11 protein-coding genes are annotated in these 9,652 nt (G+C 43.0%); all 11 read left to right on the top strand.

Annotation, left to right across the window (positions count from 1 at the left end; genetic code table 11):
• Positions 1 to 406 precede the first annotated feature (406 nt).
• Positions 407 to 799 (top strand): hypothetical protein, encoded by a 393-nt coding sequence (locus PHT93_RS14530; RefSeq protein ID WP_300244362.1) that lies wholly within the window; start codon positions 407 to 409, stop codon positions 797 to 799.
• 114 nt (positions 800 to 913) lie between these two features.
• Positions 914 to 1,333, top strand: a complete 420-nt coding sequence (locus PHT93_RS14525; protein ID WP_300244360.1) for a hypothetical protein — start codon at positions 914 to 916, stop codon at positions 1,331 to 1,333.
• Positions 1,334 to 1,400: 67 nt separating this feature from the next.
• Positions 1,401 to 2,771: a S49 family peptidase gene (locus PHT93_RS14520; RefSeq protein WP_300244358.1), complete on the top strand. Its 1,371-nt coding sequence runs from the start codon at positions 1,401 to 1,403 to the stop codon at positions 2,769 to 2,771.
• Positions 2,772 to 2,805: 34 nt separating this feature from the next.
• Positions 2,806 to 3,864: a hypothetical protein gene (locus PHT93_RS14515; protein WP_300244356.1), complete on the top strand. Its 1,059-nt coding sequence runs from the start codon at positions 2,806 to 2,808 to the stop codon at positions 3,862 to 3,864.
• Positions 3,865 to 3,936: 72 nt separating this feature from the next.
• The gene (locus tag PHT93_RS14510) at positions 3,937 to 4,494 is read left to right on the top strand and encodes a hypothetical protein (RefSeq protein WP_300244354.1); all 558 of its coding nucleotides are present in this window, start codon (positions 3,937 to 3,939) and stop codon (positions 4,492 to 4,494) included.
• A 318-nt stretch (positions 4,495 to 4,812) separates the two neighbouring features.
• The gene (locus tag PHT93_RS14505; protein ID WP_300244352.1) at positions 4,813 to 5,460 is read left to right on the top strand and encodes a hypothetical protein; all 648 of its coding nucleotides are present in this window, start codon (positions 4,813 to 4,815) and stop codon (positions 5,458 to 5,460) included.
• Between the two features lie 141 nt (positions 5,461 to 5,601).
• Positions 5,602 to 6,393, top strand: a complete 792-nt coding sequence (locus PHT93_RS14500) for a hypothetical protein (RefSeq protein WP_300244350.1) — start codon at positions 5,602 to 5,604, stop codon at positions 6,391 to 6,393.
• 10 nt (positions 6,394 to 6,403) lie between these two features.
• The gene (locus PHT93_RS14495) at positions 6,404 to 6,958 is read left to right on the top strand and encodes a hypothetical protein (protein WP_300244347.1); all 555 of its coding nucleotides are present in this window, start codon (positions 6,404 to 6,406) and stop codon (positions 6,956 to 6,958) included.
• A complete protein-coding gene (locus PHT93_RS14490) occupies positions 6,945 to 7,235 on the top strand; it encodes a hypothetical protein (protein ID WP_300244345.1) in 291 nt (96 codons plus the stop codon). The genes PHT93_RS14495 and PHT93_RS14490 overlap by 14 nt, the downstream gene beginning before the upstream one ends.
• Entirely contained in the window at positions 7,232 to 7,801 is a 570-nt protein-coding gene (locus PHT93_RS14485; RefSeq protein WP_300244343.1) for a hypothetical protein, read from the top strand. The genes PHT93_RS14490 and PHT93_RS14485 overlap by 4 nt, the downstream gene beginning before the upstream one ends.
• Complete coding sequence (locus PHT93_RS14480; RefSeq protein WP_300244341.1) at positions 7,773 to 9,413, top strand: hypothetical protein; 1,641 nt, start codon at positions 7,773 to 7,775, stop codon at positions 9,411 to 9,413. Before PHT93_RS14485 ends, PHT93_RS14480 begins: the two co-directional genes overlap by 29 nt.
• Positions 9,414 to 9,652 lie beyond the last annotated feature (239 nt).

The raw sequence follows: 9,652 nt of genomic DNA, 5'->3' as shown, positions 1-9,652 counted from the left end.
ATTCCTGCAAACATTTTGCGCATGTGCTAAACACAATGCCATTTCATTGCATTACATGGCATAGTGTTTCTATCGCACATTAAAAATCGCAAAAAGATTGCATCCATTGCAGATGCTCCGTTTGTGATCTCATTCCGTTCAAACCCCATTTTATATCACGCCACAAAAGGATGCCGCTGCAATCCCTATCGCATATTAATCAACACTAAAATTCAAATAATATTGATTTTATCAAGTTTACTTGTTTTTAGATGCAAATCTTTTTAATTTTACTCCGTATTAATCCATAGACATGTCTTCTAACTATTCAGTGAACATCAAATGCTCCTTTCCTGTAATAGAATTTATGGTTAACAGGTATGGACCACAGCCCATCGCGTTTCCGAAAAAAGATAGGTTTAACACCATGATTTGTTTTGCGCTTCAAAAACCCCCTGCCGATTACAAAGGTGAGCCAGACTATGGTAAAGAAACGCTCCAAATTATGCTGCCGTTTATGGAGTATAAAAATGTGGATTCCTGGAATTACCTTTCTCCCATAGCTCAGGCTGATATCGCAAGCAAGATGAAAGCATTCCTGAAAGCAGAATTTCATAGCTTTATGGACGATGCAAAAAATAACGGCTTCAGCCAGGTTTCAGCCTGTTATATGTTTATGGAACAAAACGATATTTCACCAGTCGCTTTCGACATGTTTAAACGTGAACGAAACAGGTATCTTCAGCGCATAAGAGAGCGCCGGCACAGGCACAAAAAAACGTCAGTTAGAAGGAGCGTTTGTCCCGATGCACATAGTTGACAATTATATGCAATTATTAACAATGCTTTAACAATTTCTAAAAAACCGAAGATGATAACCTCAAAAGCCCCTGTTAACATTTCTGGCGGAATTTCAAAAATTGAAATCGTCCTCATGAGTGATCTGATAACTTTCTTTCGTCACCCATCAAACAACACCATCTTCTACCAATTCAAAACAGGTAAGAGTTTTACTGAAGAATATTTTACCAAAGATTCGGTTAAGTTCTCAAGCCGCGAAGAGATAACAGATAATGGGAACCGTTATTTATATGAAATTAAATGGGAGGTTGCCGGCATCACCAAAGAATTTAATCAGGCTTTGCGCGCAAACAAATACAGTAGGCGCTTAATAAGAATTACTGATACAAACGGAAGTAGGATGCTCATCCCATTTATGAAGTTAACTTCACCTTCCGCAATTGGTGACAATGTTGCTAAATTTACCGGACATACCGTTACATTTATTGCGAACTTACCATACCCGGCACCACTCGATATGAGTTTGGGTGTTAAAATGCCCGTTATTTTATAAGCAAACATGCTCCGTTGAGCCTGTTTATGTCCTTTTGCTCGCCGCAAGTATGATATAATATTGCATTGTGGTCATTAAAAATAATGATTACCATCCAATGAACAAAGGTTTTTACATAGCTTCTCAAATATTACGCCGCCCATGGGCAATTGATTTTCGCTTTGCCGAGGCGCATAAGCATATTCCAAATATGCTCTTTTCTGGTTTATCTTTCGACACCCGTGAAGATTTAAAACATGACAAGCGATCCATACCTTTCCTTATACAGGATGCCCGCAAACCATACACCCAATCCTACATTGATTTCAGCGATGCCTCTGAAGGTAGTATTGCTGTTATTCCCGTTATCGGTCCTTTAATGAAATTTGATGTAGAAGACTGCGGAATGGTCACCGTCGGAATGTCTAGCCTGGGGCGCGCTATTCAGGATGCCGACGAAAACCCAAATATCAGCTCCATCATTTTATATATGGACACCCCTGGCGGAACCGTGGACGGTACCCAGAGCCTGGCCGACATAGTGGCTAAAACCTCTAAACCGGTGGTCACTTTCGTGGATGGGTTAATGGCTTCGGCTGGAATGTGGATAGGTTCACAGTCTGATTACATCATTGCCGAAAACACCACTACCGAAATCGGTTCCATTGGCGTTTGCTATTCATTCTTTGACAACCTCAAACAACTGGAGGCAGAAGGCACCACCTTTCATTACATCGTTCCAGATGAATCAGCAGATAAAAACGCCACGTTCATGGCAGCCCTCAAAGGAGAATACGGACCCATTATAGAATCAGAACTCAGACCACTGGTCAACATGTTCCGCGATGAAGTAAACACGGGCCGCAATGGTGTAGAAACATCGGCCATGACAGGTAAAGTATTTTTTGCTTTCGAAGCACTGCAACACAACCTCATTGATGAAATAGGAAATTTTCAGCGTGCTGTTGATAAAGCCTCTGAACTCGCAACCAACCAAAAACAGAAATTATTTCAAAACTCCAAAAAAAATATGAAAACTTTCACAAAGCTTTCGGCAATACTTGCACTGTCTGAAATACTTCAGGTCGAAGATACTTCAGCTTCCACGGCATTCACCGTGGAACAAATAGAAGCAATCGAATCCGCATTAATATCCGGCGAAGCTGATCTTTCCCTCCTGCAACAACGCCTTGCAGAAACCGAAACCGAGCGCGACAATCTTACCGCTCAGGTTACCACCATTCAGGCTGATCTGGATACCGCAACTTCACGTGTTGCCGAAGTAGAAGGTCAGATTGTAACCCAGGCTGCCCGTATTGCTGAACTGGAACAAGACCCTCCGGCAGTTGTAGTTACTACAACCACCGACAATGAAGACAAAGTCAACGACAACGTCTCCTCAGATCCTGATGCTCAAAAAATCTTTAAAACATTTCAGGCCATCTCCGGCGCGAAATAACAAATACAATCTACCACTCCAAAACCACTCAAAAATGGCCACAAATGCTGTTGACATTTCCGCTCTGCAGGCTTACTGCGAGCAACACGCCCCGGAGCTTATTGCCCTGGCCGTGAAAAACAACGAACTCTTTGAACAGATGAACGTGATTGCCGGTGTTACCGACAAATACATCATGACATCCCTGGAGTTCGATAAAATTTTCAAACCCTATGCCAAAGACTGGGATCCGAATCGCGGAGCCAGGCTTACCCCGCGTACCGGTTACGTTGAAATTGGTCAGGTGGAACTTGAAGAAGAGCCACAGGCTTACCGCAAAACCTACCTGGGCAAGCTGCTGAAAGGCACCGATCCTAACCAGCACCCTTTTGAAAAAGATTTCCTCGAAGGAATCTCCATCCGCGTAAGCAACGACATCAATGATGATCTTGCCTTTTACGGTGACAAATCACTGAAACAAAGCCCCACGCCTTCTATCGCCAAAAGCGTTAAGGCCATCAACGACGGTTTCTTTACCATCATCAACAAAGAAATGACCGCCGGAAACATCAGCGTAGGGAAAAAGAACCTTATCTTAACCGGTGACATCAATAGTACCAACGCTGTAACCAAGCTCAAGGCATTTTATCGTCAAGCCTGCAAGTACAACCCCGCACTGCGCCGTCAAAACGTGAAACTTTACATCTCTCACGATGTAATGGACGCTTACAACGATCACTACCAGGCACTGAACGAAGCATTGCCTTACAACACCGAGTTTGAAAAAACTTTCCTCGAAGGTTCCGGCAAACGTTGCGAACTTGTCGCACTCAGCGCTATGGGCTCCAGCAAGCGTATAATGTTAGGCCCAATGATGAACTTCAACATCCTGGTTGACCAGCAAAGCGATCAAGAGAAAGTTCATGTTTTCACTCCCGGTAATCCAAAAGTAATTGGATTCTACCTTGCCGCAGCCATTGGCTTCGAATTTACCACCCTGCACGCTTTATGGACCAACGAAGCTTCTGTTGATTCTGATGATTCAGGAAGTGGATCTGCAAGTGGGTCTGCAAGCGCATCTGCAAGTGCATCTGCAAGTGCTTCGGTATCCTAAGCAAAACTAAGTTCGGGACTGCATCCGTGCAGGCCTGAACTTAATTTAATCATCACTTAAAAAAAAACGTAAATGTACACACTCGAAGATATTCAAAAACCTGATGGTGCTTCCATTGGAGCAGGCGGTGGCCTTAACAACGAGGTTATCATTATGCTTGAAGATGACGTTGATACTATTCCCGAACGAGGAACAGACCTGATCACAATGACTGGTAACATTACCATGAAATCAGGTAAATTCATGCACAAAATATATGGAACGCCTAAAACACTTGAACCTACTCTCAAAAAAATCAAAGGCGACAATTCAGATATTACTGCGTTTGAAGTAGGTCTCAAATTTTTCCACCCAGGACTAGCCGCTGCCATCCTTTCTTTTATGGCAAAACATTCCGGAAGTAAATTTTATCTCATTTTGCGAAACTGTGCCTCTTCTGTGCAATATTTTCTTGGAGAAAAATGCAACCCTATTATGGCCGATGAATTTGAAAGTATCTGGGGCAAAGGACTTACCGAAGGTAAAGGCACAAATTTTACTTTTCTTGGTCAGCAAACCGTCCCTTATGCTATCTACACCGGTGATCTGGTGCTCGAATCAGATGCAAGCGGATCCGGTTCACCTTCGTAATCAAACATTTTTAAACCGGAACGCCTCATAAACTATGGGGCGTTCTTTTTAAAACCAAAACTAAAAGCAATGACCACAAAAACACAAACAAAACCAAAGCGGGCTCCAGCAAAACCCAAAACCAAAAACTATGAACCAAGAACACCCACAAAAATCCCTGAACCAATAATCACTGAGCCTATCCTTGAAGAAAAAGAGGATCCATTTGCTGTTCATGCCGAAGTACTGTCCATCGTAATTCCTTACGTTACTTCAACGGCAAAATGGGATGAGCTCCGCATTGCACTCCGGTCAATCGTCAAAAACTTTAACCCCAACATGGCAATACGTTTATTTGTTGTAGCCGACAAACTGCCTGAATGGATGAGTGATGAAGTAACCCTGATCCCCTGTGAGCAGATAACCAACCAACGCTTTGCCAAGGCCTACGATGCTGTAAAGAAGTTGAAAGCCGTTATTGCACATCCGGAAGTAAGCGAAATTTTTATTTACACTTACGATGATACTGTTTTTCTTAACCCGGCTCCACTGAAGAATTACGCAGTTGCGGAAATTAATCGGGATACCGACATTACTAAATGGGACGGTGGCAATATCTGGAAGGAGATTATGATGAATACCGTCGAGCGCCTGGTAGCCAACAAACTCCCTACTTACAATTACGAAACGCACTTACCACGTGTATTATCTAAAACCAGGCTATCCGAAATATTTGAGAAGTTTGGATTTCAGAAACGGCCTTACCACTTTTCAACCATCTATTTCAATTATTTTGGTGTACCTGATGTGTTGCTTTCTAAAGACAAATTGATTAAAGCTGACATCCGCAGCAATCTCACGTTAGAAGAAATCAATAAACTTACTCAGGCCCGTGCTTTTCTGAACTACAATGATGACGGACTGAACGAAAACCTTAAAAAATTCCTGCTGGAATTATTCCCTGACAAGTGCCGCTTTGAAGTTTAGTTGCTTTTTCTTTATTGTGGAAAGGAGGATAGAAATATCCTCTTTTTTTATATACATTTCAGCCATAACTGGCAATCCCGCTTCCGTTTATTGTCCTTTCCCAGCATGAGCAGGTAATTTAGATTTGTTAAAAAAAATTAAATGGATGCATTATCTGATATTATTGATTGGCTAAACTCAAAACGAAAGTTTAGCACCGGCCTTGTTTTATATGAAAAATATGGGACCAACCGCAAACTATTACGCCGGTTCAACCGCAGCGGATCTACCGCATTTAACAAGGGATTACTCTTTGAACAACTGAAACAAATTGCTCTTACCCTCGAACTTTCGCAAAAGAGTAAAAAAAAATCTATAAAAAAAGAAAAACAACCTTCCCCCCTGGCAACCCCCGAGCAGGTTAAGCTGAAACAAAGAGTTGTTATATCAGCTTCCGGATTGCCAAAAGCCCACGCTACTTCCGTGGATGACCTAAGCGATGTTGATTTTTCACTGCTGCCTCCGGAACTCAAATACCTGAGCACAAAAAAAGGAGATTTATACCGGGAAGCCTCCCGCCTTCACCGTGAAATGCTGAGCTGCGACGATAAAGAAACCCGTGCAGATAAAGCCAGGGTAATTGTTGAAAATATGCGCGAAAATGAACTTATTTATGCTGAAATAAGGCATTTTCTAAACAATGGAAAGTTTCTTAAAGAACACCCATACTTTCACATGAAAGATGAAAAGGCCGGGTACAGCCTGGAAACCATCCCTGCTGATCTGCTCATTCGTAAAATACACAGTCGATCTGCTCAACGGAGCCGCATACGCAAATGGTTGCGCGAAAACAAGGCAAAACCGAATTACAAAATAAGACTTTCCGAAGCCACAGCCATCGAACTTGAAATCAAACAAATGAGGGAGCGCTTAAATGTTATTCAAACCAAGTAGCATAAAAACAGTGACAATAACTGAGGCCAACCCGGACGAAATACTTAAACATTCTTCTGGGCTCAACCGTGTTTTCCTGTCAGAAAGCTACATCCAGTTAAATGCGGCCATTCCGGTTATTGAACCGGGTAATACCTACCACCTGGTAAGTCTTGGCCGCTGGAGCATGCACCACCTTCTATTTCACATCCTTAAACTCACCGGCCCTGCCGATGTATACGCAACCACCTGGAGCATAAATGAGGACGTTGTCAGGCATCTAGTTGAAGCCAAAAACACCGGATTACTCCGCTCTATGTCTTTTGTGTTTGATTACCGGGTCAGAAAATACAAACCGGCGGCCTATTTCCTTTCTCAGCAATATTTTAAAAGCAGGGTAAGCAGTTGTCACGCCAAAGTTACCATCGTCCAAAATGAACTTTTCCACATCAGCATAATCGGCTCAGCCAATTATACCCGCAACGACAGAATAGAAGTGAGCGTAATTTTTACCGAACAGAACATTGCCGATTTTCATAAAAACTGGATTGTAAACGAAATCGTGAACGCTGATGAAAACCTTTGATACCGATGAACTGAACGAAATAGAGAAAATGGCCGGACTTTGCTTCACGCCTGAGCAAATCAGTATTGTGCTGCAGGTGGATACCGGTGATTTTTGCAAAATGTACAACGATAAAACAAGTGTAGTGTACCTCACTTATCAACGTGGGGCGCTTATGCACGAAACAGAAGTAAGAAACTCAATCTATAACCTGGCTAAGGGCGGCAGCTCTACCGCGCAGCAACAATACCTTGCGCTCATGAAAAACCGCGATTTGTCAATAATCAAAACCCAATGAGTAAAGAAGTAGAACGAACTTATCAGGAGCTTATCCGAACCATCCAATCGCGCGAAGCTATCAGCCCAACTCAACAAGTCATTCTTGACCGTTGGATTTTCGCTCATAAATGTATGAGAGAAGATTTTATTGTTGGTATGCCTCTTGAAGATAAAATAATGGAAAACTTCGGTGTGAGTCGAAGTACCGCCAGAAACGACATCAGCGCATCCAACTCCTATTTTCTCACCAATGAAAATATCGACAAAGACTTGTGGCGTGGCCGCCTGGTGTTTTGGCAATTAAAAGGGCTGGCACTTTCTTATAAAGCTGACAATATGCGTGACTTTAACTCAGGCATAAAAAACCTTTATCTGATTATCGGTCTCGATCGCAAAGATCAGAAGCTCGATCCAAAGCTTTTACAGCAAAATGTATATAATTTCTTTGCCGATCCACGCAGGGTTGGTATCAAAGCAGTAACCGAAAGTGAAGTTAAAGACCTGATAATGCAGATTGATGGCATTTCGCCATTAGAACGCAAAAAACTAATTGAAGATGCCGACGCCTACCCCGACGAAGACTAACGATAATTATTTGAATATACCGCAAATGCAGTGTATTCTTGCCGATCCAAAAGAGCTATACGCTAACATGGGACGCGGCCTGGGTAAGAGCACCGAAATAATTGCACACCTCACGGCCAACCGGGTATATGATATGCCAAGGGCCGGCTTTCTGATTATGGGCCGCACCTACAAACAGATTCTAACTAAAACCCTCCCGGCCACAGTAGATGGTTGGAATAAACGTGGCTTTGTGGAAGGCGTGCATTACGTTATCGGAGAAAAACCACCATGGCCGGTTAAAGCTTATGGGGCGCCGGTTAAGGATTACCATCACTTTATCTCTTTTTATACAGGCACCGGCTTCCACTTAGGCAGCCAGGACAGAGCCGGACTGGTTAACTCCCTAACCGTTTGGGGAATATTTGGTGATGAATCAAAGCTATTGCTCGAAGACCGCTTTAAGGAAGACGCCATCCCCACCTTGCGGGGAAATAAAGAGCTGTTTAAAGACAATCCGCACAATAGATGCATTGTGCTCACTTCGTCTATGCCTCCACTGCCCGAAGGCCAGTGGCTCTATGACATGGAAAAGAGGATGGATGAATCAAAAATAGAAGCCATCATCAACCTTGCCTGGTTTGTGGAGGAACTAAAACTTAAATACAGTGAAGCCGGGGAATATTTTAAGCCCCGGATTGCTAAAAAAATAAAGAGTTACTCCAAAAAACTCAACGAATGGAGACAGGGATCCGTGATGTATGCTGAGGCCAGCAGTCTGGCCAACATTCATATTTTAAGGCCCGATTACATTCTACAGCAAAAAGATATCCTTAAAGGAAAGTTCCGTACCGAAATACTAAACCTACGACCTACCCGTGGCGAAAGCCTTTTCTATGCCAACCTGTTGCACCGTCACTTTTATACTGACTTCAATTATCCATACCTCGATCGTTTCAACTATAAAAATATTAAAGAGCACGACAATTGCGAGGGTGACAACGACCTGGTGAAGAATCATCCGCTAATTATTGGTATGGACTTTGGCGCAAATCTTAACTGCATTGTAACCACCCAACGCTTAGAGAGCATTCAAGAAATCCGTTTTCTTAAAAACCATTGGGTAAAGCCACCCCTGATCATTGATCATGTGTGCCAGGAGTGGTGCGATTACTACAGCACCCATGCCAACCGTGACCTTACTTTCTATTATGACAGCACGGGCAACAACCGCCAGCCGAATACCAACCTTACCTTTGCCCAGCAAGCAACACGTGTATTTGAAAAGAATGGATGGAATGTTTCCTGTCAAACAATTGGCGGGAGCAATCCGCAACACGACAAGAAGTATCTGTTGTGGAATCTTATGTTGCTTGAAACCAACCGTGCCTTGTATAAGGTCAGGATTAACGAGGCCAATGCCGCCGACCTGAAGTACAGCATGGAGTTTGCCCCGGCTAAAGAGGATAGCAATGGCAAGATACAGAAAGATAAAAGCAGCGAAAGGAAAAAGACTATTCCGGCCGAGGAAGCAACCCACCTGAGCGATGCCGCTGATACCATTGTTTTTGGAGAATTCCGCAGCGCACTGGATTCAATCGGAGATCTATATTACGATGTTATTATAAGATAATGCTTTGGGCGATCATCTGCTGAAGAGCGCAGATGCCGGGCTTTCCGCTGTATCTTTTGTGGCTGTGATATAAACCTGCCCAACTACTCCATGAAGCTCACTCACTTCACATCTTTCATTCCTGCAAACATTTTGCGCATGTGCTAAACACAATGCCATTTCATTGCATTACATGGCATAGTGTTTCTATCGCACATTAAAAATCGCAAAAAGATTGCATCCATTGCAGATGCTCCGTT

This window comes from Massilibacteroides sp. (assembly GCF_028705895.1).
Taxonomy (GTDB): Bacteria; Bacteroidota; Bacteroidia; order Bacteroidales; family Tannerellaceae; genus Massilibacteroides.
This window is presented reverse-complemented; position numbering and strand designations above follow the sequence as displayed.